Source organism: Marinobacter sp. NFXS9 (assembly GCF_040148665.1).
Taxonomy (GTDB): domain Bacteria; phylum Pseudomonadota; class Gammaproteobacteria; order Pseudomonadales; family Oleiphilaceae; genus Marinobacter_A; species Marinobacter_A mangrovi.
On record NZ_JAGDDW010000015.1, the window covers coordinates 23,061 to 48,184 of the forward strand.

Genomic DNA, 25,124 nt, shown 5'->3' on the forward strand with positions numbered 1-25,124 from the left:
GTGGCGACGACGGCGCTTGCAGGACCGCACTACTGATCGTCGCCTTTCTTGGATACGGGGTCGTCGAACACCTTGCCCGACCGCAACGTGTCCAGCGCATCGGAGCGGAATTCCCGACGGTACAGGATAACCACCACCAACGTGGACGCGATGATGAAACACGCTGGGTGTACAAACCAGGTCACCACGGCGAGCGCATAATAATAGGAACGTAGCCCAAGGTTAAACGCATCGCCCGCCAGACTGCAGACCCGTGCCGAGCTTCGGGCAAAAGCCTCGCGGGAGGCCGGCGATACCTGTTTGTCGTCACTCAACGGTGCGCCGCCCACCAGCACCGCCGCGAAATTGTACATCCGCATGGACCAGGTGAACTTGAAGAAGGCGTAGACGAATACCAGCATCAGCATGAACAGCCGGATTTCCCAGACCGACCGGTTACCACTGCTGGCAAACGGCAGCGTGCTGAACACCTCCATCACTTCCTGCGTATAGCCCAGCGCCGTCAACAGGCCCGCCAGGATCAGCAGGCAACTGGACGCGAAAAAGGCCCCGTTGCGCTCCAGGTTTCCAACCACGGAAGCATCGGCAATCCGGTTGCTGCGCTTGAGCATGGCGCGCATCCAGTCTTCCCGGTAGAGGTCCAGCGTGTTGGACAGACAGGGACGGTCGTGAGCCTTGCGCCGGGAATACTCGCTGTATCCCAGCCAGCAGATCAAAAACCAGGCCAGGGCCATCAGGTCCAGTAGAGGTATCATCGGGGACTTCCGTCAGCAGCATGAAGCAGGCGCGCCGTCGGCGTCACCCTTCTTTCCAAGCATAACCAATGGCCCCGAATACCTCTATTATACAAGGCGCTAACGTCCATCACGCGATCGAGTCAAGGTATGCTATAACCTGATGCAATCCTCAATGGTTCATGGAGTGATGTGTGAGACATTTGCGACTATCCCTTCTGCCCCTGCTGATGGGCCTGCTCATCTCGCTGACCGGCTGTGCCGTCAATCCAGTCACCGGTGAGCGACAGTTGTCGCTGATTTCCGAAAGCCAGGAAATCTCGATGGGCAAAGAGCAGTACAAGCCTACGGTGCAACTGCAGGGTGGCCAGTACCAGGCCGATCCGGAGCTGACCGACTACGTTCAGAGTGTCGGCCAAAAACTGGCGGCCGTCAGCGACCGGCCGGATCTGCCCTACGAATTCGTGATCCTCAACAGCAGCGTGCCCAACGCCTGGGCCCTGCCCTCCGGCAAGATCGCGATCAACCGCGGGCTGCTCACCAAGCTGGAAGACGAAGCCCAACTGGCCTCCGTCCTGGGGCACGAAATCACTCACGCTGCCGCTCGCCACAGCGTTCAGCGCATGCAGCAGGGCATGATCCTCAACGCCGGCATCGCCGGTCTCGGGATCGCCCTCTCGGACAACGACTATGCCTCGCTGATCATGGGTGGCGCGGCGTTGGGCAGTCAGCTGACAATGGCCCAGTACAGCCAGGGCAATGAACTCGAAGCCGATCACTATGGTGTCGAGTACATGGTCAAGGCGGGCTATGACCCTCAGGCCGCTGTCGAACTGCAGCAGATTTTCGTGAAGCTGGCCGAAGGCAACAACAGCAGTTGGGTCGATGGCCTGTTTGCTTCGCATCCGCCTTCCCAGGAGCGGGTCCGCGCTAACCAGGCCCTGGTGGACAAACTCGGCAATCCCGGTGGCTATCGGGGCGAGCAGGTTTATGACAACAAACTGGCCTACCTGCGCAGCAAGCAGCCCGCCTACGACGCCCAGGATGAGGCCCTGAAGATGGCCAACGAGGGCAATATGGACGCCGCCCTCGAGAAGGTGAACAAAGCCATCAAGATCGAACCGAAGGAACCGGCGTTCTATGCCCTGCGCGGCCAGATCCTGAAAGAACAGGGCAAGGGAGACGCCGCTCAAAAGGACTTCGATAAAGCAGTTTCCCTGTATCCAGAGATGTTCAGCTACCGCCTGTATCGAGGGCTGGGCTATCTCGACGCCGACAAGGTTAGCGCGGCACGCACCGACCTGGAAGCGGCCAACAAGGTCGTGCCCACCGCAATCGCCTACCTGCGTCTCGGCGACATCGCCGTGAAACAGAACCGCAAGGAGGAAGCGGCCCAGTACTACGCCGCTGTCGCCCAGACTGACAGCGATCTGGCAAAAGAAGCCCAACAGAAGCTCGCCGCGCTCCAGCAATCGTAGATCCTGCCGTTGTATCGCAAAGGCCCGTTTTTACGGGCCTTTTTTATATCCCCCAACCTCGCCCCGTTTTTCTGGCCCAATCCGACAGCCCGTTCAACGTGTCACCAGTTGACTTAATAGAGTAAAAGCTCTAAAAATCAGTAAACACGATAAGAAAAGGCGGGTAACCATGTTAGCCAAACCTCTCAGACCCATGGCGCTGCAGGCCCGGCGGCTCTATGTTGAATTGATGTTCCAGGTAATGGGCCGGGCCCTGCAGGGCATCAGCGAAGTGGACCAGGCGGCCCGGGATGAAGCCAGGGAACTCCCGGAGGGCTTTCTGTTCGAGATGATGGTCCGCCCCAACGGACCGTCTCTGGTGGTGGAGCATCTGGGCGAGGGCCGCTTCCACTACCACGGCGACAATCCACCTCGACCGGTCGACCTGTCGATCCAGTTCAAGCACATCGCCCATGCCTTCCTGGTGGTGTCATTCCAGGAAAAAACCTCCGAGGCCTTCGCTCACGACCGCATGCTGGTCGACGGCGATATCAGCTACGCGCTGCGCATGACCCGCATCCTCAACCGGCTGGAAGTCTTTATCCTGCCCAAGCTGGTAGCCAGCCGTGCAGTGAAGGAGTACCCGGCCAATCTCAAACTGCCGCAGAAGGTCCTCAGCGCGGCGCGCATCTACCTGAAGGTCGCCACCCAATTCTTTGACACAGCGAGAGCATCATGAGTCAGCGTTACTACGAGTTTTTCTGCCCCGTCAAAGTCATTGCCGGCAAGGCGGCGCTGGAACACATCCCCTACGAGCTGTCGGGCCTGGGCGCCGGTCGGCCGCTGCTGATTACGGACAAGGGCGTGCGTGCAGCCGGATTGCTGGAGCCGGTACTGGAAGCCTGTGAAGAAGGCGGTCAGGAAATCGTGACCATTTACGACGACGTGCCGCCCGATTCGTCCACTCACGTGGTCAAAGACATCGCAGGCATCTACCGCAGCGAGCAATGCGATTCGATTATTGCGGTCGGTGGCGGCTCGGCCATTGATACTGCCAAAGCCGTGAACATTCTGGTGTCCGAGGGCGGTGACGATCTTTCCGCCTACGCCGGCGCGGGCGTTCTCACCAATCCGCTGAAACCCTTCTTCGTCGTGCCGACAACCGCCGGTACCGGGTCGGAAGTCACCTCCGTCGCCGTGATTGCGGATACGGAGAAGTCGGTGAAGCTGCCCTTCACTTCATCGTTCCTGCTGCCGGATGCGGCGATCATCGACCCGCGCATGACGCTGACCCTGCCGCCGCACATCACCGCAGCCACCGGGATGGACGCCCTCACCCATGCCACGGAAGCCTTCACCTGCATGGCGAAGAATCCGCTCAGCGACGCCTACGCCACGGCCGCCGTGAAGAAAATCAGCAACAACCTGCTGACAGTGATGGACAACCCGAAAAATGCCGACAGCCGACTGGAGCTCGCCGAAGCCTCCACCATGGCCGGCATTGCCTTCTCCAACTCCATGGTGGGGTTGGTCCACGCACTGGGGCACGCCACCGGCGCGATCTGCCACCTGCCTCACGGCCTGTGCATGAGCCTTTACCTGCCCTACGTGCTGGAATACAACCTGGAGACCATCCGGGAGCCGCTGGGCGAGCTGCTGCTCTATATGGCCGGGCCGGACGTCTATGCCACCACGCCAGCCAACCGCCGCGCCGAGGAATGCATTTCCGCCATCCGTAAGCTGCGCGATGCGCTCTACCAGCACTGCAAACTGCCCCGGACCCTGCAGGAAACCGGCAAGGTCGGGCAGGACCAGCTGGAGCGGATAGCACGACTGGCCCTCGATGACGGCTCGATCATGTTCAACCCTCGCGAAGTCACGCTGGACGACGCCATGGCCGTCCTCAATCGCGCCTGGGGGTAATTCCCGAAGGCAGGCTGAATCTGACGGCAGCGTCAGATTCAGCCTATTGATTCAGCCGCTCTTTTTACAAAACTCAACGGGACGACGACGAGTCGCTTTGGCAGAATAGCGGTTGGTGCACGGAAGCAAATAGCACTGTCATTCGAAAACCCGCTCAGCCGGCGCGATGGAAGCAGTCTGGTGTTGAAGCGGGTGTTTTGCTTTTGAGCCCGCCAACATGTTTTGTAGATTATCCATTCCTCTTGCCGCTGCCCTGCTGTTGCTGCCTTGTTTCCCTGCGCAAGCGGAAAAGCTGCAGACCCTGCGGCTGAACGTCTCCCCCAACGGCTACCCGCCCTACACCATCGTCGGCGATCACGCCGTCTCGGGAATTGTCTGGGATGTGACCACGGCCATTGGCCAGCGCCTTGGTTTTCAGGTGGAGGCCTACAAGATTCCCCGCAAGCGGGTGGACGGCATGTTGCTCGACGGCTATTTCGACGCCACGGCCCGGGCTCCCGAATGGACCGAGCACCCCGAGCAATTTGTCTTCACCCAGCCTATCGTCCGGGTGCAGGAAGTGTTCTTTACCGTTGGCGACAAGCGATTCGTCTATGATCGCCCCGAGGACCTGGATGGCAAAGTGGTTGTGACCCACCTGGGTTACAAGTACCCCTACCTGAAGGATCTGTTTGAATCCGGCCGAGCGCAGCGATTTGATGTGCCGCGGGATCGCGACATGTTCAGCTACCTGCTCCAGGGGGACGGCCGTTTTGACGTGGCTATATCCGACCGGTGGGTCGGGCACTGGCTGATCCGCAAGAACGGCTGGCGCGGCCAGTTCAGCGCCAGCGATGGCACCCTCAGCGATTTTGGGCTCAGTCTCATGGTACGCCCGGACATGGCTGACTTCGCCGCTCGCTTCGACAAGGCCTTGTCCGCCATGAGAGCCAACGGCGAGCTCGACGCCATTCTGGCCAATTACCAGTAACATCAGGCCATCATTCCAGGCGGCGCAACAACAGCATCGGAGAAACGCGAAGGACCGGATTCAACTGCCAGCGGCCGAACACGGCGAGCACAGCAGCGCTGACCAACGGCAGCAGCAACACCACCCGCCAGTGCCAGTGGAAGGTGCCCTCAAACATCCGGTATTGCAGCGCCCAGACGGCCACCTCGCCAGCCAACACTCCGAGGATGCCGGCAAACAATCCCAGCAGGGCAAACTCCAGCATCGTGCTGTTCACCAGCAGCCGTTGCCGGCCGCCCAGCGTGCGCAACAGGGCTCCCTCCCGCTGGCGATCCTGCAGCGTGGCGCTGACCACAGCCGCCATCACCACGATGGCCGCAACCAGGATCATCGCCAGTATCGCTTCAATGGCCTGGGTAACCTGCTGCACGATCTCACGGATCCGATCGATGATGTGGTCGACTTCCAACACCGAAATGGTCGGGAAGCGCCGGGTGAAATCGTTGAGAAGGCTCTTGCGGGACGGCTCCAGGTAAAAGCTCGTGATCCAGGTGGCCGGCAGCCCGTCCAGCCCGCCACCTGGCGGGAACACCATATAGAAATTGGGTTTCATGCTGTCCCACTGCACCGTGCGGATACTGGTCACCGGTTCCTCGACCGTCTGCGACCCGATGGTAAACGTCAGCCGGTCACCCAGCGTCACGCCCAGTCGCTGAGCGAGCTCGGACTCGATGGACAGCCCTTCGGTCTGACCCGTTTTGAACCAACGGCCTTCAACAAGACGGTTGTCTTCGGGCAGATCCTGCATCCAGGTCAGGTTCAGCTCACGGTTAAGGGCTCGCACTTCGCGGTCCTTGCTCACGGCCTCCCGCACCGGTTCGCCGTTGATTTCGGTCAGTCGGCCACGGACCATCGGATACAGGTCATCGGTCGACAGGTCGTGCTCACCCAGGAAACCGCGGACGTCGTCGACCGCTTCGGGACCAATGTTGATCAGGAAATGATTGGGCGCGTCCGCGGGCAACTGGGCCTGCCAGTCATCCAGCAACGATGAGCGAACCAGGATCAGCGTCGATGCCAGCATCAGCGTCATGGCAAAGACGGCGATCTGTGACAGGCTGGCCTTGCGATGCCGATAGAGCCCGACCAAGGCCAGGCGCCAGGCATTTCCGCCACCCACAACACGCCGCAAGCCGAGAACCAGCGCCCAGCCGGCCAACGCCAGGATGCCCAAAAGTGCCGCAAGACCACCCAGTAGCGCCAGCACCATCCAGAGTTCACCGGCATAGAGCCAGATCAAGCCAAACACCGCCAAAAGCGCGATGGCGGCATCCAACAGCACGCCACGCCCGGCCTCACCAGGTTGCGACCGCAGGACCCGCATCGCCGGCACCTGACGCAACCTGCTGATCGGCGGGTAAGCAAAGGCAAACAACGCCACCAGCGCCGTAACCAGGGCGGGCCACAGCGACAGAAGGTCCACGCTGTAATCCATCTCGCGATCCAGCATTTCGGCCGTCAACGACGCCAGCCCCCAAAATACCGGCAGGGCCACCAGAATGCCCAGCAGCGTTCCGACGACACCCCACAACAGCAGCCGGACCGTATATAGGCCACTGATACGCCGCCCGGGCACCCCCAGGGTTTTTAGCAGCGCGACCGTGTCCCGCTGCCCCATCGCGTACTGGCGACTGGCGACCGCCACAGCCACCGAGGCCAGCAGGACCGCGAGACTGCCGCCCAACAGCAGGAACCGCCTCGCCTTGGTCAGGGAGTCCGACAGGGCCTGGCCGTCCTGGATGCTCTTCCATTCATGGCTGGGCCCGAGTTGTGGCTTGAGCCAGGTATGGAAACGCTCAAGCGCGTCCTCGGGGCCGGCAAACAGGTTGACGTACTCAACGCGGCTGCCGGGCTGGATCACGCCAGTGGCGGACACGTCATCGGCATGCATCATAATGCGGGGAGCCAGCGCCGACATGCTGAAACCGGCATCCGGCTCGCGGATCAACAGGCCCGTGACCTTGAGGTCGAGATTGCCCACTTCGATGGTGCTGCCGATCTTCAAATCCAGCAATCGCAACAGGCGCGGGTTCACCCAGACGGCCCCCGGGTCGGGACCATGGGACAGTGCCTGGCGGGGCGCGTCGGTGTCCGCCTGATACTCCACCTGGCCGCGCAACGGATAGCGATTGCTAACCGCCTTCACCGACACCAGCTGGAAATTGCCGGCGCCGAATACCATGGTGGAAAACTCCACCATGCGCGCGGTCGATAGCCCCTGACGCTCGGCTTCATCGCGCCATGCCTGGGGGATGGGTTGGCCGTTTTCACTCTCCAGTTGCCGGTCGCCCGCCAGGAACGCGCTGGCCGAGGTGACCAGGGTCCGTTCCAGATGACTGGCATACAGGGCGATGGTCGCCACGGTTGCCACCGCCACGATCAGCGCTGCGACCAGTACCCGGACATCCCGTTCCCGCCAGTCCCGGCCACTCCGGCCCAGTTGTACCGCCGCCATCAGACTGCCACTCCCCGGGCCGGCACCACACCGTCTTCGGATACCTCGCCGGCCTCGATCGACAGCTGACGCCCGCAGCGCGCGGCCAGGTGCTCATCGTGGGTGACCATCACCAGGGTGGTGCCCTGCTCCCGGTTCAGCGCCATCAACAGGTCGGACACCGCCTGGCCGGTGTTGTTATCGAGATTGCCGGTGGGCTCGTCGGCGAACAGGATTTTGGGATGCGCGGCGAACGCCCGGGCAATCGCAACCCGCTGCTGCTCGCCGCCGGAAAGCTGTCGGGGCGTGTGCTGCAGGCGCTCACCCAGGCCAACGCGCCGGAGCAGTTCGGTGGCCTGGCCGGCGGCATCGGTCTGACCGGCCAGTTCCAGTGGCAGCATGACGTTTTCCAGGGCCGTCAGCGCCGGCAACAGCTGGAACGACTGGAACACAAAGCCAACCCGCCGGGCCCGCAGGCTGGCCCGCTCGTCCTCACTCATCTGACTGATGGGCTGGCCATCCAGCTCGATACGCCCCTGGGTCGGGGTATCCAATCCGGCCAACAGGCCCAGCAGCGTGGTTTTGCCCGAGCCGGAGCGCCCCACGATCGCCACGGACTCACCAGCACCGATGGACAGGTTGACGTCGTGCAGAATACGCAGCGTTTCCGAGCCCAGGGCCACTTCGTGGGTGAGGTCCGTTACTTTCAGAATGTCGCTTCCAGTTGCCACAGTGTCTCCCCGACGGTAAAAACGTATCCTGTGCCAGGCCGATCTCCCTCTGTCGGAGCTTGCAGCCAGACGCCCTTGAAGGCCGATGTTATTGCACGCCATCTTTTACTGACAATGGATACGAAGTTTATGTTCCTGAGATCAATCGCTTTCTGCCTTTGCCTGATGGCGCCTGGACTCGCTGCCGCGCAATCCACCCTGCTGATCCTGGGCGACAGTCTCAGTGCCGGTTACGGGGTGGCCACGGAGAAGGCCTGGGTCTCACTGCTGCGCCAGAAGCTCGACGACGAAGGCTACGGCAACTGGCAGGTCGCCAACGCCAGCATCAGTGGCGAAACCACCGATGGGGGATTGCGCCGGCTGCCGGAACTTCTGGACAACCACACGCCGGCGATCGTCGTTATCGAACTGGGCGGCAACGACGGCCTGCGCGGCTTTCCGCCCCAGGTAACGCGCCAGAACATCGCCAGAATGACCTCGCTGTCGCAACAGGCCGGTGCCCGGGTTCTGCTCATCGGCATGCAGATGCCGCCCAACTATGGCCCCCGCTACACCCAGGTGTTTGCGTCGATCTATCCGGACATTGCCGAGAAGCAGGACACGGCGCTGGTGCCGTTCTTCCTGGATGGCGTTTACGATCGCGACGGTTTTATGCAGGCCGACGGCATTCATCCAACCGCCAAGGGTCAGCCTCAGCTACTGGCCAATGTCTGGCCCCATCTGATGCCTCTGCTGGATGCCGCCTCAGCTCAGTAGACCGCGCAGGAAATTCAGCGCCCGGCGTTCGGACCAGTAATAGCCGTCCCGCGCGATCTCGACAAAGCCGACGTGACCGCCCCAGCGGGGTGCTTCCAGGGTGACCCAGGCACCCAGTTGTCGTCGCTTCTCCGGATAGCACGCGGTGGACAGGAAAGGATCGTCTGCAGCATTCACAATCAACGAAGGCACCCGGATCTCAGACAGCCGAGGCAGGCACGACGCCTGCGCCCAGTAGTCGTTGGCATCGCGAAAACCATGCAGCGGTGCCGTGTAGCGGTCGTCGAACTGCTGGAAGTTGCGAATCTCGTCAAAACCGTCCAGGTCGATCAGGTCCGGGAAGTGACTGGCTTTTTCCGCCATCTTCACCTGCAGGTCCCTCAGGAAACGCTGCATGTAGATCCGGCGACTGGGTAGCGCCAGCATCCGGGCACTCCCCGCCAGATCACAGGGCACCGAATAGGTCACCGCCCCCCGAATCCGGCTGTCGATACGCTCGCCCTGCTCGGCCAGGTACAGCAGCGTCAGGTTGCCGCCCATGGAAAAGCCGGACAAGGCGACGTGCTGGTAGTCAGCCCGGTCGGCCAGCGCATGGCGGACCACCGTGTGCAGATCCTGCGTGGCACCGCTGTGGTAGAACCTCGGCAAACGGTTCATGTGGCCGCCGCAGGAACGGAAATTCCAGGCCAGGACATCCCAGCCATCCGCCAGCAGGCCGCGCGCCAGGCCCAAGACATACGGGCGACGGCTGTGACCTTCCAGGCCATGGGAGAGAATGGCCAGCCGCGGACTGCCCTGGCGATACCAGTCCAGGTGCAGTTCGTCACCGTCGGGGGTGTCGATGCGTTGTAATAGCGGATCCGCCACATCAATCCGGCGGAACAGGGTCGGCCAGACCGACTGGACGTGGCCGTTGCGCAACCACAGCGGCGGCCGGTAGCTGCGGATGTTGGACGCCAGTCCGGCCGGCAAGGGATAGGAGCGGGATTGATAACCTGACATGCGTTGTGTCTGCAGACCTCTTTTTCTGCCGGCAAGGGTTGACCCCTCACCGGAACTTCCTTAATATGCGCGCCTGCTGATCACAGCTGTTCCCCGATAGCTCAGTTGGTAGAGCAACGGACTGTTAATCCGTTTGTCGCTGGTTCGAGCCCAGCTCGGGGAGCCATCGAATTTTAAAGGCCGCTCAATTGAGCGGCCTTTTTCGTTTCAGGCGCCCAGTTTGCCGGCGCCCCTTTCGAGAGTCGTACTCTCTCCAGGGAGCCAGCGTCCTTCCTCGATCACTGCGCCGAATCAAAGCGCTTTCAATCAATGTGCTCCAACTCGATGTAACGGCGCAAGACCTGATACAGCACAAAACCGTCCCGGGCACCGGCCATCTCACGAATCGAGTGCATCGCGAACTGCGGCACGCCGATATCCAGGGTCCGCACCCCCAGGTTCCCCGCCGTCAATGGGCCGATCGTGCTGCCACAGCCCATATCCGTACGCACCACAAACGCCTGGCACGGCAGATCCAGTGATTCACTGATATGGCGATACAGCGATGCGGTCCGACTGTTGGTCGCGTAGCGCTGGTTGTTGTTGATCTTGATCACGGGGCCGGCGTTGAGCAATGGGCCGTGGTTGCCGTCGTGTCGATCGGCGTAGTTGGGATGCACGCCGTGAGCGTTGTCCGCCGAGATCATCATCGACCGGGCGATCACGCGCGGTTTGTCCGCGGCACCGACCCAACGCTCCAGGACGGAGGACAGGAACGGCCCCTGTGCGCCTTCGGCCGACATGCTGCCGACCTCCTCGTGATCGTTGCAGACCAACAACGCCGGCTGGCCGGGATCGGCATCCAGCAACGACTGCAGGCCGATGAAGCAGCTCAGCAGGTTATCCAGCCGGGCCGAGGCAATGAAATCCTCGTTCAGGCCGAGCGTGGCCGGCGGCTGGGTGTCGTACAGACTCAGCTCGTAGTCCAGCACCTTGGCCACGTCCGCTTCGGGATATTCGGTGCGGATCTGGCCGGCCAGCAGTTCACGGAAGAGCACCGCCTCTTTCTCGTCCGCCTGCATCAGGATCGGCGGCACATCCGTCTGCGGATTCACGGTGCGGCTGTTGTTGGCTTCCCGGTCCAGATGGATCGCCAGGCTCGGGATGGTTACCACCGGTTTGGCGAAATCGATCAACGCATCCCGCAGTCGATCCTGGCTGTCGACATAGCTCACGCGACCGGCGATCGACAGGTCCCGATCGAACCAGGGATTGAGCAACGCACCGCCGTAGACCTCGACGCCCAGTTGGTAATAGCCCTTCTTGTGGATCTCGGGGTTCGGCTTGACCCGCAGGCACGGACTGTCAGTGTGAGCGCCGATCATGCGGATGCCGTGGGAAACCGGATCGCTCTGGCCGGTCTGGAACGCGATGATCGTGGAATCGTTGCGCGTCACGTAATACCGCTGCCCCGGTGCCAGTGACCAGGCCGCCTGCTCATCGAGACGTTCGAATCCGGCCGCTTCGAGACGGCGGGCCATCTGCCGAACGGCGTGATAAGGCGTGGGAGACTGTTTGAGGAATTCAAAAAGCTGAGAATTGAAAACGGCGTTATCCATGCTGATCCAAAATATCCGTTGCCAGAGAAACCGCACCAGTATCGCATGATCGGCCAGCCTGTCGAAATTGCGCGTTGTACACACCCTCTCCCCGCTAAAGGTAAGCTGGTATCCTTACGACACCACACACCGGACCAAGAGTTATCATGCGCCTGCCACAGTTCCTCGATATCGAGTTTGTCGACGCTCAAGACGCCTGTTTCCCTACCGCGATCGCCTGGTCATTGGCAGATGGCGCCATGAAAACCGTCGTCATCGAGCCGGACGATGCCTGGCTGCCGGACGATCCCGATGGTCTGGACGTGGACCTCACCTACCTGCAGGAACAGGGCGTGCCGCTGCTGGAACTGGCCCGGGAGCTGAACGAAGATCTGGCCGACCAGACCGTTTTCGTTGACGGCCTGGATCCGGATGAAGGCCTGGTGGATCTGCTGTTCGATACGCTGCGCATGCCGGTGCCGTTTGAGCTCGCCACGGTTGATCACCTGATCAAGCACCTGCCCTACGAAGAGCTGGAAGACTGGCGCCGGGAACTCCTGTTCACCCACGGCCTGGATCCACAGTTGCCGGAAAGCAGCGTCTTTGCGCTGTTGATGCTGGCACGGGACGGCGGACTGATTCCGGAAGGCACGGATACCGGCGATTTGTGACCTGAGTCGACGCAAGTTTGCGTCTCATAACGCAGAATCCCCGGAGGTAGCCGGGCGCTTCACCCGCCCCACCGAGAATAAGAACCGCCCCGCCGCGGTCAGACCTCCAGGCCAGGATTCCCTTATGACGACGCAGTCCACCCGACGTTCCCTGCTCGCCCTGACACTCGCCAGCGGGCTGGTCAGCCTGCCCGCCCACGCCCAGGAACCGCCCAAGAGCCGGGCCGGTCTCGATTATGTTGGGGTCCAGGGCATGGCCCTGCAGTACCGAAAGGTCGGCGGCCTGCCCGAAGGCCGCGGTTGGCTCTCAGCGGGCACGCTGGTGCTGGGCTCCAACATTTCCGATCTGTTTCACGTTGAAGTGCGTGCCGGTGCAGGCCTAAATGACGCGGAGATTGAGAGAACTCTGAAGGTCAATATGGATTGGTTCGCCAGTTGGTACATGGGCATGCACTACAGCATGACTGACTTCTCAAACGTCTACGCACAGGTGGGCTTCTCTCACATTACTGGCAACGCCGAAGTAAAAGAGGTGTCAACCGCCGAGGAGGAGGATATCCCGCCTTCCTACTCGAATCTGGATAAAGATTTTCCGAGCAGCTCCTTCGCCTTCAGCTGGTTGGCCGGCATCGACCTGAAAGTGGTCGACAACACCTACCTGGTCCTCGAAGGCGGCCGCCTGTTCGAGGACACCGACAGCTCCGCCAGTGGCTACCAGTTCAACGGCGGCGTGCGCTACGAATTCTGAGCGCACGCCCGTTCTCAGGCCTTCGCCCGGATTTCCCAGCACTGGTGAATCCGGGGATTGCGGGCGAAGTCCTTGTCGATGGTCTGACGGGTCACGTCCCGAACCTCAAACTCCTCGCTGATCGACGCCTCCAGCCGGAAGCGGCGGAAATTATTGGAAAACACCAACACCCCACCCGGTGCCAGTCGCGCCATCGCCTGACGAATGAGCTGGGGATGATCCCGCTGCACGTCCAGCACACCTTCCATACGCGCTGAATTCGAAAAGGTCGGCGGGTCCATGAAAATCAGGTCGAAGTCGCGCTCGCCCTGGCCCGGCTTGCCCTCCAGCCACTGCAGACAGTCCTGGTGCACCAACCGGTGATGCTGGTCGTCCAGATGGTTCAGCCGCAGGTTCTCCCGTGCCCAGTAGAGGTAGGTTTTCGACATGTCGACGCTGACGGTTTCACGGGCGCCACCCACGCCGGCATGAACCGTCGCGGCACCGGTGTAACAGAACAGGTTCAGGAAGCGCTTGTCTTTCGCCTTGGACTGGATCCACTGCCGTATGGGGCGATGATCCAGGAACAGTCCGGTATCGAGATAATCCCGCAGGTTCACCCGCAACGCGCAGCCGCCCTCATGGACCGTGAAGTACTGCCCGCTGGCCGACTGCTTTTCGTATTGCGCCTTACCCGCCTGGCGTTGACGCTGCTTGCAGACCAGGTGATCGGCATCGATACCCAACACTTCCGGAATCACTGCCAAAGCCTCCCCCAAACGCTCGCGCGCGGCCCGGGCGTCCACCGATTTGGGCGGGGCGTATTCCTGGACGTGCACCTGCTCGCCGTAACAATCGATGGCCAAGGCGTACTCGGGCATGTCCGCATCGTACAGGCGATAGCACTCGATGTTGTTCTTGCGGGCCCACTGGCCGAGCTGCTTCAGGTTCTTACGCAAGCGGTTGGACAGCATCTCCGCGCGTTCGGGATTGGCAATGCGGGGTACGACCCGGTCCGGTTCCCCGGGATGCCGCACGCGGGCCTCGTTTTCCGGCGACACGGTGAACAGCAGCAGTTGAGCCGGCAATTGCCCGTTGAACAGCTTGTACTGGCGATGGCTGCGCAGGCCCAGGGCGTGGCACAGTTCCGGTGCGCCGGTGAAGACACCCAATTCCCAGCCCTGGGCCTGGCTGCGGACGACCTCACCCAGGGTTTCGTAAAGTGGGCCGAGCGCCTTACGCTCACTCAGACGTTCGCCATAGGGCGGATTGGTGAGAATCAGGCCGGTGTCGGCTGTGGACGGGTTCTGGAAGTCCGCCAGCGTCCGCTTTTCCACATGGATCCGATCTTCCAGGCCTGCTCGCTGAATGTTGTGCCAGGCGGTTGCGATTACCCGGGCATTCTCGTCATACCCGCGGAAACGGCTGCGATTGGTCCGGCGCCCGATCTGCGCCCGCTCCTGCGCTTCCGTCTGCAGTTTCTCCCAAAGCCGCGCATCATGGCCGGGCCAACGGCTGAAACCGTATTCGGTCCGAGCCAGGCCCGGAGCGATGTCACACGCCATCATTGCGCCTTCAATCAGCAGCGTACCGGACCCGCACATGGGATCGACCAGGTCGCCGCCGGACTTGGCCAGCTCCGGCCAGCCGGCGCGCAGCAGCAATGCCGCAGCGAGGTTTTCGCGCAACGGAGCGATGCCTTTTTCGGTGCGATAACCACGCTTGTGGAGGCTGTCGCCACTCAGATCCAGACCGACCTGCGCCTCGCCGCGATGCAACCGGACCGAGACGGTGATGTCCGGATCGCTGGTGTCCACGGCAGGTCGCACCCCTGAAGGCTTGCGCAGCCGGTCGACAATGGCGTCCTTGACCCGCTGGACCCCATACTGGGTGTTACGGATCGCCTCATTCTGACCGATGAACACCACCCGGAAACGCCCGGAAATCTGCAGGTGCTCTTCCCAGGGCATGGCATGGAGCGCCTCGTAGAGCGCATCGCCGGAACGACCGTCCACAGTGGCCAGATGCAGGATGACCCGGTTCGCGAGGCGCGACCAGAGGCAGGCCCGATAGCCGTCTTCCAGGGTTCCCTGCCCCCAGACGCCGGCCGGCGCATGGCGGGTGACCGTCATGCCAAAGCCTGCCATCTCATCGGCAAGCAGGTATTCCAAGCCTTTGGGGCAGCTCAGGAAAAAATCGTGTTGGGACACTTCGGGCTCCAATCGTTATTCGTCGTCATCAACCGTGACAGCGTAGCTGCCTGGGTAGATATTGACCGGGGGCATCCCGCGACCCGGATATCGGCCACAGAATAGGCAGTCACAAGACTACAGTCTGCTTAGAAGAAAATGCGCTAAACCGCTGATTGTGGCGCAAACCTCTACTAAGCGTACGGATTTTTATGTCACACAAACATAAAGCAACGGTCATCTAGATGAAATTAATAGTGTACATCCTTAAGGGTTTCGTCTTACCTTGTCATTGACGCGTCTTTTCAAGTGCTGGCGTTTGTTGACGTCGGCAACAGGATCCTGGTGCCTGCGGCCCAGGTGGATCCCTCCGGGCGGAGTCTCGCGATATCTGCTTTCAAGGCTGACTGGCATGCTCTGGTGCGCACCCCATGATCTGTAAACCCATGAGGTGAGGAACAGCATGAAAAGACAGAAAAGAGATATGAGTGCTCGCGCATTCAAACGGGGTTATCTGGCCGGCATTTCCGGTAAATCCAAGGATAGCTGCCCTCTTGAACAGGTGGAAACCCGGCAGGAGTGGCTGAATGGTTGGCGAGAGGGACGGATGGACAACTGGGAAGGCCTCACGGGGGTCTCAGGCATCCATCGATTACCAAACATCACAGCCTGAAGCAGATAAGCCCACTGTCTTTTAAATCAGTGACTCGGCTTTCAACGACTAACTCAAACAGGATTTTTTGCACACCAAGCGTTAGCAAACGAAAAACAGACTGGAAAACCGATTAACCCAAAGGGTCCACTCGACCCTTACCAGCAAAAAAAAGCAACGCCACGGGGTTTATCCCCCGCACGGGCCCGCTCAGCGGGCCCACTTTATTTTTAAGCCACTCGTTCCTTTCGGCCCACCTCGCCTTGGTCCTGTTCCGTTAACGCTCCAGCGCCGCAATCGCTTTCACCGCCTCCGCAATCAGGGCCGGCCCTTTGTAGATAAAGCCGGTATAGACCTGTACCAGTCGCGCACCCGCACGGATCTTTTCAGCGGCACTTTCGCCATCGGTGATCCCACCCACGCCAATAATCGGCAGACGGTCGCCCAGTTCGCTGTAAAGCCCTTCGATCACCCGGACAGACGGCGTGCGTACCGGTGCACCACTGAGCCCTCCCTGCTCTTCCGCAAAGCGGTGACCTTTGACCGCATCTCGTTCGATGGTGGTGTTGGTGGCAATGACACCATCGATACCCGTCTCCAACAGCGCATCCGCCACGAACCGGATGGCCTGGTCATCCATATCCGGTGCGATCTTGACAGCGATGGGGACATAACGCCCCTGACGTTCGGCCTGAAGGCGCTGCTCTTCCTTGATAGCCACGAGCAGTTGCTTGAGGGAATCACCAAACTGAAGATCCCGCAGGCCCGGCGTATTCGGTGACGATACGTTGACCGTGATGTAGCTGGCCAGCTCATAGACCGCCGCAATCCCCTTGCGGTAGTCCGACTCTGCCTCGTCAGACGGCGTCACCTTGTTCTTGCCGACATTGATGCCAAGCACGCCGTTGAATCGGGCATTGCGCACGTTGGCCAGCAACACATCCAGACCCTCGTTGTTGAAACCCATGCGATTGATGAGGGCTTCGTGTTCCGGCAACCGGAACATGCGAGGCTTGGGATTGCCCGGCTGCGCCAGCGGTGTCACAGTCCCGACTTCGATAAAACCAAAGCCGAGGCTCGCCAGCGCATCGATGTGCTCGGCGTTCTTGTCCAGGCCCGCCGCGAGCCCCACCGGGTTGGGAAACGTCAGGCCCATGACCTCGACGGGACTGTCCGGCACATTCGGTGCCAACGGCTTCAACAGACCCAGGCGCTCACCCAGGTCCAGGGCGCGTAACGCCACATGATGAGCCTGCTCCGGCGGCAGTTGGAACAGCAGGTTTCGGATCAGGCCATACATTGTCGTCACTCCATCCATACAATGGTGCGGGAGTATACCGGATACGGCCGAAATTCAGCCACTTCCGACACACCTATTCGCGCACTGATTGCGTCCGGGATGCCCCGTACGGGTTTTCCACAGAGTGTCTGGCCATGCATACATGACCGCTAAATGACTGTATGGTTAAGCTCTTGTGACCTTTTCCACGGAATCTGTGGATAACTCTGTTGAAAATCCGCGTGCAGATTTTCGGAAGCCTTGGGAGATGGGCCCATCTACAAATTGATCATTTTTTGATCAACTATTTTATTCAATATTTTCAATAGCTTAAAGATGCATCACGCCGGTGCATGGGCATCTGAAACAATTTCAAAAATTGTTCACTGATTCGCCGGTTTGTGCATAAGACAATCAGGCTGACAGCAAAAATCGGCCCAAAGGAACGTGTTGGGGAATGACAGACATCAAGTTGAAGCAGGAGCAGCAGGCGGCCACGCGAGTCACCGTGATAGGAATGATTCTTGACGCCATTCTGGGCGCCGCCAAATGCATCATCGGCGTATTGTTCCACTCCCAGGCTCTGGTCATCGATGGCATCCACTCCTTCTCCGACGTGGCGTCCGATCTTCTTGTTCTCGGGTTAATGCGGACGGCCCGGCAAGCGCCCGACTCGGACCACCCGTATGGCCATCAGCGCTTCGAAACCCTTGGAACCATGATTCTGGGCACGTTTCTGGTCGGCCTGGCCGGCGCCCTGGCCTGGGACAGTCTGCAGCGGATGCTGTGGGAGCCGGCCGACGTCGCCCTGCCCGGCTGGCCTGTGCTGGTGGCAGCAGCCCTGTCGATCGTCGGCAAAGAGTGGATCTACCGGTATACCCGGCACGTGGGCGAAGCGATTCGCTCGGACCTGATCATCGCCAACGCCTGGCACAGCCGGACCGATGCGTTTTCATCCATTGTGGTCCTGGTAGGCGCTGCCGGTGCCATGACCGGAGTGGCCTGGCTGGATGCCCTGGCAGCGATCGGCGTTTCAGTCATCATCGGTCACGTCGGCTGGCATCTCACCTGGAACAGCGTGAAGGAACTGGTCGACACCGCACTGGACAACAGTCAGACCCGGGAAATTCATAACATTGCCCGGGCCACCGAAGGCGTGCGTAACGTGCATGACTTACGCAGCCGGCGCATGGGCGGCGATGTCCTGGTCGACCTGCACCTGCTTGTCAGCCCGGTCATCAGCGTGTCGGAGGGCCATGAAATCGGCGTCAAGGTGACCCAACGGATCCGCGATGCCCACCCGGACATCACCGATGTCGTCTTCCATATCGATGCGGAGAACGATGCGGGCGCTGAGCCCACGGAATCCGGCCTGCCCACACGCAGCGAGGTCATCCGTGCCCTGGAAGGGGTTTGGCAGGACAAGCTCGAGCCGGAGACCCTGCGCAGCCTGCGGCTGCATTACCTCGGCGATCACGTGTCGGTGGAGGTCTACGTCCACAATCCCGACAGCCTGACCGCCCCGGTATCCACCGAACAACTCCGCGAGGCGGCGTCCCGTCTGGACTGGCTGGGCAACATCCGGATCTGGCAGCCGATGCGTTAAACGGAAACGCCGAGGTTGTCAGGCCCGGCGCCGCTCTTCCATGCGCGACAGAAATTCCTGCATCACCAGGGTATAGAGTTCGCCACCGAGGAAGCGGTCCTCCACATCGGCATCGATGTTGGGGTTGTCGTTCACCTCGATGACCGCCACGCGATTGCCGGACTGCTTGATGTCCACCCCGTAAAGACCATTACCGATTAGCCGGGTCGCATTCAGCGCAGCCTGGATGACGCTCTTCGGCACTTCATAGGTCGGCAGCGTATCGAAGTCACCGCTGTCGAACTGCTGGTTGTCGCCATGGCTGTAGATCTGCCAGTGACCTTTCACCATGTAGTACTTGCAGGCAAAGATGGCACGCCCGCCCAGCACGCCGATCCGCCAGTCGTAATCCGTGTACAGGTATTCCTGGGCCAACACCAGGGCCGATTGCCGGAACAGCGTCTTGAGCGCCTCCTTCAGTTGTGCCTCGTTCTCGGCACGCATGACTCCGCGGGAAAAGGCACCGTCCGGGATCTTGACCACCATGGGAAAACCCAGGTGTTCGATCGCCTGCTCGACGCTGTCCTTCTGGTCCTTGGACAGGATCAACGTACGCGGCGTGGGGATCTTGTTGTTCTTCAACAGATCCGCCAGGAACACCTTGTTGGTGCAACGCAGGATCGACACCGGGTCATCAATGACAACCATGCCTTCGGCTTCAGCCTTGCGGGCAAAGCGGTAGGTGTGATGGTCGATCGACGTGGTCTCCCGGATAAACAGGCCGTCGTATTCCGGCAGCCGCATGTAATCCTTGCGGGTGATGGGCTCCACATGAATGCCCAGCTTCTTGCCAGCCTTGATGAAATACTGCAACGCCTTGGCATCGCTCGGCGGCAGCTTTTCCTCCGGATCCACCAGCATCGCCAGATCGTAGCGATACTGCCGGCGCGACCGGGGCTTGCGCCACAACGCGCTGCTGAAGCGATCCAGGGCGCCGGCAAAAACATCCTGTTCGGACTCGGTCAGATCGGCCGGCGAGGCCGGCTTCATGGACTCGATCTGCCAGGTCTTGCGATAGCGGAACACCACCTCCAGGATCGGGCACGGAAAGCGCTCGAACAGCGCCCGCGCGACCGGCTTGAGGGCCTCATGCTCGGCCTTGCCAAAGAAGGTCCGCACCTTGACCTGACGCACCGCTTCCCGTGCGTTCTCGGATGTGGGGACTGACTCGGCGGTGGCGGCATCATCCAGCCAGTGGATCACGCCAGGATCCAGCTCCTGCAGTTCCAGCGAGAACAGGTCCTTGCGCCTGAGGTCGTTCAGCGTCATCACTGACGGCACCACATTATGACCGCGGGCCTCCGCCAGCAGCGAGCAGTAGTAACCCCGGCTGAGGTAACGGGCACTCTGGCACAGGTTGATCACCCGCACCCGCTGGTTGGTGTTCCCAGAGAACTGGACATACTGGTCGAACGTCATCACATCGGAACTGGGATAGTACGGCGCCCAGTCACGGTCACGATCCACCACAATCATCAAACGAGTCATACCGGCTTCCTTCCTGAAACGGCCTCGAAAACGCGACAATACGCTGGCTGATGAACCCGCACAATCATCGGCTTATAGCGGATTTCACGCACCTTTCGCAGTCTGCCAACACCACCCATAATAGTTCACGCCGGCACTTCGTAAATGACGCCCCCGGCCTTATCGAACGCTGTTACAGGACTGGCCATGCACGTATTGATTCGCCGCGCCCTCCCGGACGACCTGGATGCCCTGGTTGACCTGGAAAATCGCTGTTTTTCGGAGGACCGGCTCTCCCGCCGCAGCTTCCGCCGTTTCCTGGAAATGCCCCGGGACCGGGTCCTGGTCGCCGACGCTGACGGTCGACTGGTGGGCTACAGCCTGGTGCTGATGCACAAGGCCACGCGACTGGCGCGCATCTATTCCATTGCCGTTGCGGATGAGGCGCGGGGCCAGGGTCTGGGCGAAAAACTGGTCCGGGAAAGCGAAGCCGTTGCCGTCGAGGCCGACCGGATCATCATGCGATTGGAAGTGCGCGAGGACAATCATGGCGCGATCCGCCTGTACCGCCGCCTGGGTTACCGGCAGTTCGGCACCTACCGGGACTACTATGAGGATCACGGCAACGCGCTGCGTTTCGAGCGCCGTATCCTGTTTTTCGAACCGTCGGACGCGGTGCGACCGGTGCCTTATTATCCGCAGACCACCGACTTCACCTGCGGGCCGGCCGCGCTGATGATGGCCATGGCCGCCAAGTGCCCGGACCGGCGTCTCACCACCCTCGAGGAACTGCGGATCTGGCGCGAGGCCACCACCATTTTTATGCTGGCCGGCCACGGCGGCTGCGGTCCTCACGGACTGGCACTGGCAGCGTGGCATCGCGGATTTGCCGTGACCGCCTATGTGAGCAAGGAAGGGGCGCTGTTCAAGGACACGGTGCGCAGCGAGGAGAAGAAGCGGGTGCTGGAACTGGTCCATGAGGGCTTTATCCACGACATGGCGCTGACCGATATCGAGCTGCATAACGAGCCGATCACCGTCGATGTCATCGAAGACGCCCTGGCCCGCGGCGACATTCCGGTCATCCTGGTCAGCACCTGGCAGCTCAATCGCAGCCGGGTCCCTCACTGGGTGACCGTCTGTGCCATGGACAACCAGTTCGTCTACCTGCACGACCCGGAAGTGGATGTGGCCGAAGGCGAGACCATCGCCGACAAGCAATACCTGCCGGTGGACCGGGCCGTGTTCGAGAAGATGGCCAGCTACGGTCATCGGCAGCGTTTGCAGGCTGTCGTGATTATCGGGCCGAAACGGACCCCCGACGTTTCAGATTAAGCCCCGGACCGCTTCAGGCGGTCCGGATCGACGCTTCCTTGAGCGACGCGATGTCGTCACGCAGCCGCGCTGCCCGCTCGAAATCCAGGTCGGCGGCGGCCTTGTACATCTCGTCTTCCAGCTTGGTGATCTCCTTGAGCAGTTCTTCCGGCGACTTGCCGTGGGCCACCACGCGGTACTCTTCCGCTTCCTCGGCGGCTTTCTGTCCCGGACGCTCGCTTCCGCGTCGACGTCCCGGTGCCCCGTTATGGGCCCCTTCCATGATGTCGGAGATGTTCTTCTTCAGACCCTGCGGCGTGATCCCATGGGCTTCGTTGTGCGCCTGCTGTTTCTCGCGACGGCGACCGGTTTCATCGATCGCCCGCTGCATTGACCCGGTGATCTTGTCGCCGTAGAGAATCGCCTTGCCGTGGACGTTCCGCGCCGCCCGGCCGATGGTCTGGATCAGTGAGCGTTCGGACCGCAGGAAGCCTTCCTTGTCCGAATCCAAAATCGCGACCAGAGACACTTCCGGCATGTCCAGGCCTTCCCGTAACAGGTTGATCCCCACCAGCACGTCGAACTCGCCCCGGCGCAGGTCACGGATGATCTCCACCCGCTCCACGGTATCGATGTCGGAATGCAGGTAACGCACGCGGATGTCGTGCTCCTGCAGGAAGTCCGTCAGGTCCTCGGCCATGCGCTTGGTGAGCGTGGTGACCAGGACCCGCTCATCAGCCCCGACCCGCTTGCGGATTTCCGACAGCAGATCGTCTACCTGGGTCGACGCCGGCCGCACTTCGATTTCCGGATCCAGCAGACCGGTCGGCCGCACCACCTGCTCGACCACCTGGCCGGCATGATTGGCCTCGTAGTCGGCGGGCGTAGCCGAGACGAAGATCATCTGGGGCGCAATCCGCTCCCATTCGTCGAACCGCATGGGCCGGTTATCCAGGGCCGACGGCAGGCGGAAGCCGTATTCCACCAGGGTTTCCTTGCGTGAGCGGTCCCCTTTGTACATAGCGCCGATCTGGGGAATGGTCACGTGGGATTCGTCCACCACCAGCAGCGCGTTGGGCGGCAGGTAATCGAACAGGGTTGGTGGCGCCTCGCCGGGCTGGCGTCCGGACAGATAGCGGGAGTAGTTCTCGATGCCGTTGCAGTAGCCCAGCTCCAACATCATCTCAATGTCGTAGCGGGTCCGCTCCTCCAGACGCTGGGCCTCCAGCAGCTTATTGTTGTCACGCAGTTGCTTGAGCCGTTGATCCAGCTCCACCTTGATGTTCTCGACCGCGTCCAGCACCACCTGACGCGGCGTGACGTAGTGACTCTTGGGATAGATGGTCACCCGAGGCACCCGACGCAGCATTTCACCGGTCAGCGGATCGAAGTAGCTCAGGTTTTCCACCTCGTCGTCGAACAGCTCGATGCGGATGGCTTCCTTCTCGGATTCCGCCGGGAACACATCGATCACGTCACCGCGCACCCGGTAGTTGGCTCGATGGAATTCCACGTCGTTGCGCGTGTACTGCAACTCGGCCAGGCGGCGCAGGATAAACCGCTGGTCGATCGGATCGCCCCGATCCAGGTGCAGCATCATCTTCAGATAGGACTGGGGATCGCCCAGACCGTAGATCGAGGACACGGTGGCCACAATGATGGCGTCATCCCGCTCCAGCAGGGCCTTGGTCGCCGACAGTCGCATCTGCTCGATGTGCTCGTTGATGGACGCGTCCTTCTCGATGAAGGTGTCCGACGAGGGCACGTAGGCTTCCGGCTGATAATAGTCGTAGTAGGAGACGAAATACTCGACGGCGTTCTCCGGGAAGAACTCCTTGAACTCCCCGTATAGCTGTGCCGCCAGCGTCTTGTTATGGGCCATGACGATGGTCGGCCGCTGGATGCGCTCCACCACGTTGGCGATGGTGAACGTCTTGCCCGACCCCGTCACCCCCAGGAGGGTCTGGTGGGCCAGGCCGGATTCAATCCCGTCGACCAGACCCTCAATGGCTGTGGGCTGATCGCCTGCAGGCTGGTAAGCCGATTGAACCTTGAACATGTGGCGTCTGTGCCCCCTTTACAGTCGGTCGCAGTGTGCGATGATTTTCAGGTAGCCGACACTGCAGAGTCTGTGTGCCAGCTTATACTGATGAAACCTTCATGGTAACATCACAGCGTTTTGCATTTTTTCCGGCTTCCCCGGCCATCGATGCCGATTTGCCTCGGCCCGACTTCCGGGCGGCCACTCATGACGCATCTTAAGGAGCGCTAGTTTGGACCTTCAACTCTCGAGCCGTGTACAAGCGATCAAGCCCTCACCGACCCTGGCCGTCACCAATAAGGCCGCGGAACTGCGTGCGGCGGGCCAGGATATTATCGGCCTCGGCGCCGGTGAGCCTGACTTCGATACGCCAGAACACATCAAGGCCGCTGCCATTGAAGCCATCAAGGGCGGTCAGACCAAGTACACCGCAGTCGACGGTACGCCGGGTCTGAAAAAGGCGATTATCGAGAAGTTCAAGCGCGATAACGGTCTTGAGTACGAAGCCAACCAGATACTGGTATCAAGTGGTGGCAAACAGAGTTTCTTCAACCTCGCCCTGGCCACACTGAACCCGGGAGACGAAGCGATTATCCCGGCGCCCTACTGGGTCTCCTACCCGGATATGGTACTGGTGGCCGAGGGCAAGCCGGTCATTCTGGAAACCTCTGCCGAGAGCCGCTTCAAGATTACCGCCCCACAGCTGGAAGAGGCCATCACGGACAAGACTCGCCTGTTTGTGCTGAACAGCCCGTCCAACCCGAGTGGCATGGCCTACAGCCTGGATGAGCTGAAGGCGATTGGCGAGGTCCTGAAAAAGCATCCTCAGGTGATGATCGCAACCGACGACATGTACGAACCGATCCTGTGGACCGGTCAGCCATTCTGCAACATCCTGAACGCCACCCCGGAACTGTACGATCGCACGTTCGTCCTGAACGGCGTCTCCAAGGCCTACTCCATGACCGGCTGGCGCATCGGCTATGCCGCCGGTCCGGCCAAGATCATCGGCTCCATGAAGAAAATCCAGTCCCAGAGCACGTCCAACCCCTGCTCCATTTCCCAGGCTGCCGCCCAGGCCGCACTGGAAGGTCCGCAGGAATGCGTGGGCGAAATGGTCAAAGCCTTCAAGGAACGCCACGACTATCTGGTTGATGCGCTGAACGGCATCAACGGCGTTGAGTGCCTGAAAGGCGACGGCACTTTCTATGTGTTCCCGAGCTTCCAGGGCGCCATCGACGCTCGTGACGACGTATCGACCGACGTGGAGCTGGCCGAAGTGCTGCTCAAGGAAGCCGGCGTGGCGCTGGTTCCTGGCTCCGCCTTCGGAGCACCGGGCCATATGCGACTGAGCTTCGCCACGAGCATGGAAAACCTGCAGAAGGCGGTCGAGCGCCTGAAAAAAGTGCTGGGCTAGGCCGGTTCCATCAACCCCGTGAGAAAACATAAAAGGTTTATTGATTAGGGGGTTGACGGTGATGGGGCGCCACCGTAATATACGCGCCTCGTCACTGAC

At 60.9% G+C, this 25,124-nt stretch carries 20 protein-coding genes and 1 tRNA gene; 12 read left to right on the plus strand and 9 right to left on the minus strand.

What is annotated here, in order from left to right:
- Positions 1–29: 29 nt before the first annotated feature.
- Positions 30–755, minus strand: coding sequence for a DUF599 domain-containing protein (locus J3364_RS18730; protein WP_349559700.1), 726 nt, complete (start codon positions 753–755; stop codon positions 30–32).
- A 209-nt stretch (positions 756–964) separates the two neighbouring features.
- Between J3364_RS18730 and J3364_RS18735 the strand changes: the two genes are divergently transcribed.
- The 4 genes from J3364_RS18735 to J3364_RS18750 all read left to right on the plus strand — a co-directional run bounded on the left by J3364_RS18735 (position 965) and on the right by J3364_RS18750 (position 5,084).
- Complete coding sequence (locus tag J3364_RS18735) at positions 965–2,212, plus strand: M48 family metalloprotease (protein WP_349559766.1); 1,248 nt, start codon at positions 965–967, stop codon at positions 2,210–2,212.
- A gap of 169 nt (positions 2,213–2,381) precedes the next feature.
- Positions 2,382–2,930: a hypothetical protein gene (locus J3364_RS18740; RefSeq protein ID WP_349559701.1), complete on the plus strand. Its 549-nt coding sequence runs from the start codon at positions 2,382–2,384 to the stop codon at positions 2,928–2,930.
- Positions 2,927–4,114, plus strand: a complete 1,188-nt coding sequence (locus J3364_RS18745; RefSeq protein WP_349559702.1) for an iron-containing alcohol dehydrogenase — start codon at positions 2,927–2,929, stop codon at positions 4,112–4,114. Before J3364_RS18740 ends, J3364_RS18745 begins: the two co-directional genes overlap by 4 nt.
- A gap of 217 nt (positions 4,115–4,331) precedes the next feature.
- Positions 4,332–5,084: a substrate-binding periplasmic protein gene (locus J3364_RS18750; protein ID WP_349559703.1), complete on the plus strand. Its 753-nt coding sequence runs from the start codon at positions 4,332–4,334 to the stop codon at positions 5,082–5,084.
- 10 nt (positions 5,085–5,094) lie between these two features.
- On the opposite strand, the gene J3364_RS18755 is transcribed toward J3364_RS18750, so the two are convergent.
- Both J3364_RS18755 and J3364_RS18760 read right to left on the minus strand, forming a co-directional pair.
- The gene (locus J3364_RS18755; RefSeq protein ID WP_349559704.1) at positions 5,095–7,578 is read right to left on the minus strand and encodes an ABC transporter permease; all 2,484 of its coding nucleotides are present in this window, start codon (positions 7,576–7,578) and stop codon (positions 5,095–5,097) included.
- The gene (locus J3364_RS18760; protein WP_349559705.1) at positions 7,578–8,288 is read right to left on the minus strand and encodes an ABC transporter ATP-binding protein; all 711 of its coding nucleotides are present in this window, start codon (positions 8,286–8,288) and stop codon (positions 7,578–7,580) included. Before J3364_RS18760 ends, J3364_RS18755 begins: the two co-directional genes overlap by 1 nt.
- A gap of 129 nt (positions 8,289–8,417) precedes the next feature.
- Between J3364_RS18760 and J3364_RS18765 the strand changes: the two genes are divergently transcribed.
- The gene (locus J3364_RS18765; protein ID WP_349559706.1) at positions 8,418–9,044 is read left to right on the plus strand and encodes an arylesterase; all 627 of its coding nucleotides are present in this window, start codon (positions 8,418–8,420) and stop codon (positions 9,042–9,044) included.
- On the opposite strand, the gene J3364_RS18770 is transcribed toward J3364_RS18765, so the two are convergent.
- Positions 9,033–10,046 carry a YheT family hydrolase gene (locus J3364_RS18770; RefSeq protein ID WP_349559707.1) on the minus strand — a complete coding sequence of 338 codons (1,014 nt, stop codon included), beginning with the start codon at positions 10,044–10,046 and terminating at the stop codon, positions 9,033–9,035. The two genes, J3364_RS18765 and J3364_RS18770, sit on opposite strands and share 12 nt — an antisense overlap.
- A gap of 90 nt (positions 10,047–10,136) precedes the next feature.
- Between J3364_RS18770 and J3364_RS18775 the strand changes: the two genes are divergently transcribed.
- Positions 10,137–10,212: transfer RNA gene (locus J3364_RS18775), tRNA-Asn, on the plus strand.
- A 136-nt stretch (positions 10,213–10,348) separates the two neighbouring features.
- Here J3364_RS18775 and J3364_RS18780 read toward each other — a convergent pair.
- Positions 10,349–11,644 (minus strand): M18 family aminopeptidase, encoded by a 1,296-nt coding sequence (locus tag J3364_RS18780; protein WP_349559708.1) that lies wholly within the window; start codon positions 11,642–11,644, stop codon positions 10,349–10,351.
- Between the two features lie 146 nt (positions 11,645–11,790).
- Between J3364_RS18780 and J3364_RS18785 the strand changes: the two genes are divergently transcribed.
- Together J3364_RS18785 and J3364_RS18790 are read left to right on the plus strand one after the other, a co-directional pair.
- Positions 11,791–12,294 carry a hypothetical protein gene (locus J3364_RS18785; protein ID WP_123634853.1) on the plus strand — a complete coding sequence of 168 codons (504 nt, stop codon included), beginning with the start codon at positions 11,791–11,793 and terminating at the stop codon, positions 12,292–12,294.
- Positions 12,295–12,418: 124 nt separating this feature from the next.
- Complete coding sequence (locus J3364_RS18790) at positions 12,419–13,042, plus strand: outer membrane beta-barrel protein (RefSeq protein WP_349559709.1); 624 nt, start codon at positions 12,419–12,421, stop codon at positions 13,040–13,042.
- A 14-nt stretch (positions 13,043–13,056) separates the two neighbouring features.
- Here the strand turns inward: J3364_RS18790 and rlmKL are convergent, their stop codons facing one another.
- The gene (gene rlmKL, locus J3364_RS18795; RefSeq protein ID WP_349559710.1) at positions 13,057–15,231 is read right to left on the minus strand and encodes a bifunctional 23S rRNA (guanine(2069)-N(7))-methyltransferase RlmK/23S rRNA (guanine(2445)-N(2))-methyltransferase RlmL; all 2,175 of its coding nucleotides are present in this window, start codon (positions 15,229–15,231) and stop codon (positions 13,057–13,059) included.
- Between the two features lie 442 nt (positions 15,232–15,673).
- Here rlmKL and rmf point away from each other — a divergent pair, with 442 nt between their 5' ends.
- The gene (gene rmf / locus J3364_RS18800; protein WP_123634850.1) at positions 15,674–15,883 is read left to right on the plus strand and encodes a ribosome modulation factor; all 210 of its coding nucleotides are present in this window, start codon (positions 15,674–15,676) and stop codon (positions 15,881–15,883) included.
- A gap of 256 nt (positions 15,884–16,139) precedes the next feature.
- On the opposite strand, the gene J3364_RS18805 is transcribed toward rmf, so the two are convergent.
- Positions 16,140–17,162, minus strand: coding sequence for a quinone-dependent dihydroorotate dehydrogenase (locus J3364_RS18805; RefSeq protein ID WP_349559711.1), 1,023 nt, complete (start codon positions 17,160–17,162; stop codon positions 16,140–16,142).
- 436 nt (positions 17,163–17,598) lie between these two features.
- Between J3364_RS18805 and J3364_RS18810 the strand changes: the two genes are divergently transcribed.
- On the plus strand, positions 17,599–18,747 hold the full coding sequence (locus J3364_RS18810) for a cation diffusion facilitator family transporter (RefSeq protein WP_349559712.1): 1,149 nt from the start codon (positions 17,599–17,601) through the stop codon (positions 18,745–18,747).
- Positions 18,748–18,765: 18 nt separating this feature from the next.
- Here J3364_RS18810 and J3364_RS18815 read toward each other — a convergent pair whose 3' ends face one another.
- On the minus strand, positions 18,766–20,274 hold the full coding sequence (locus tag J3364_RS18815) for a RimK family ATP-grasp domain-containing protein (RefSeq protein ID WP_349559713.1): 1,509 nt from the start codon (positions 20,272–20,274) through the stop codon (positions 18,766–18,768).
- A 186-nt stretch (positions 20,275–20,460) separates the two neighbouring features.
- Between J3364_RS18815 and J3364_RS18820 the strand changes: the two genes are divergently transcribed.
- Positions 20,461–21,588: a peptidase C39 family protein gene (locus tag J3364_RS18820; RefSeq protein WP_349559714.1), complete on the plus strand. Its 1,128-nt coding sequence runs from the start codon at positions 20,461–20,463 to the stop codon at positions 21,586–21,588.
- Positions 21,589–21,601: 13 nt separating this feature from the next.
- Here the strand turns inward: J3364_RS18820 and uvrB are convergent, their stop codons facing one another.
- On the minus strand, positions 21,602–23,626 hold the full coding sequence (gene uvrB, locus J3364_RS18825; RefSeq protein WP_349559715.1) for an excinuclease ABC subunit UvrB: 2,025 nt from the start codon (positions 23,624–23,626) through the stop codon (positions 21,602–21,604).
- 214 nt (positions 23,627–23,840) lie between these two features.
- On the opposite strand from uvrB, the gene J3364_RS18830 reads away from it, so the two are divergent.
- Positions 23,841–25,025, plus strand: a complete 1,185-nt coding sequence (locus J3364_RS18830; RefSeq protein WP_349559716.1) for a pyridoxal phosphate-dependent aminotransferase — start codon at positions 23,841–23,843, stop codon at positions 25,023–25,025.
- The last annotated feature ends 99 nt before the right edge of the window (positions 25,026–25,124 follow it).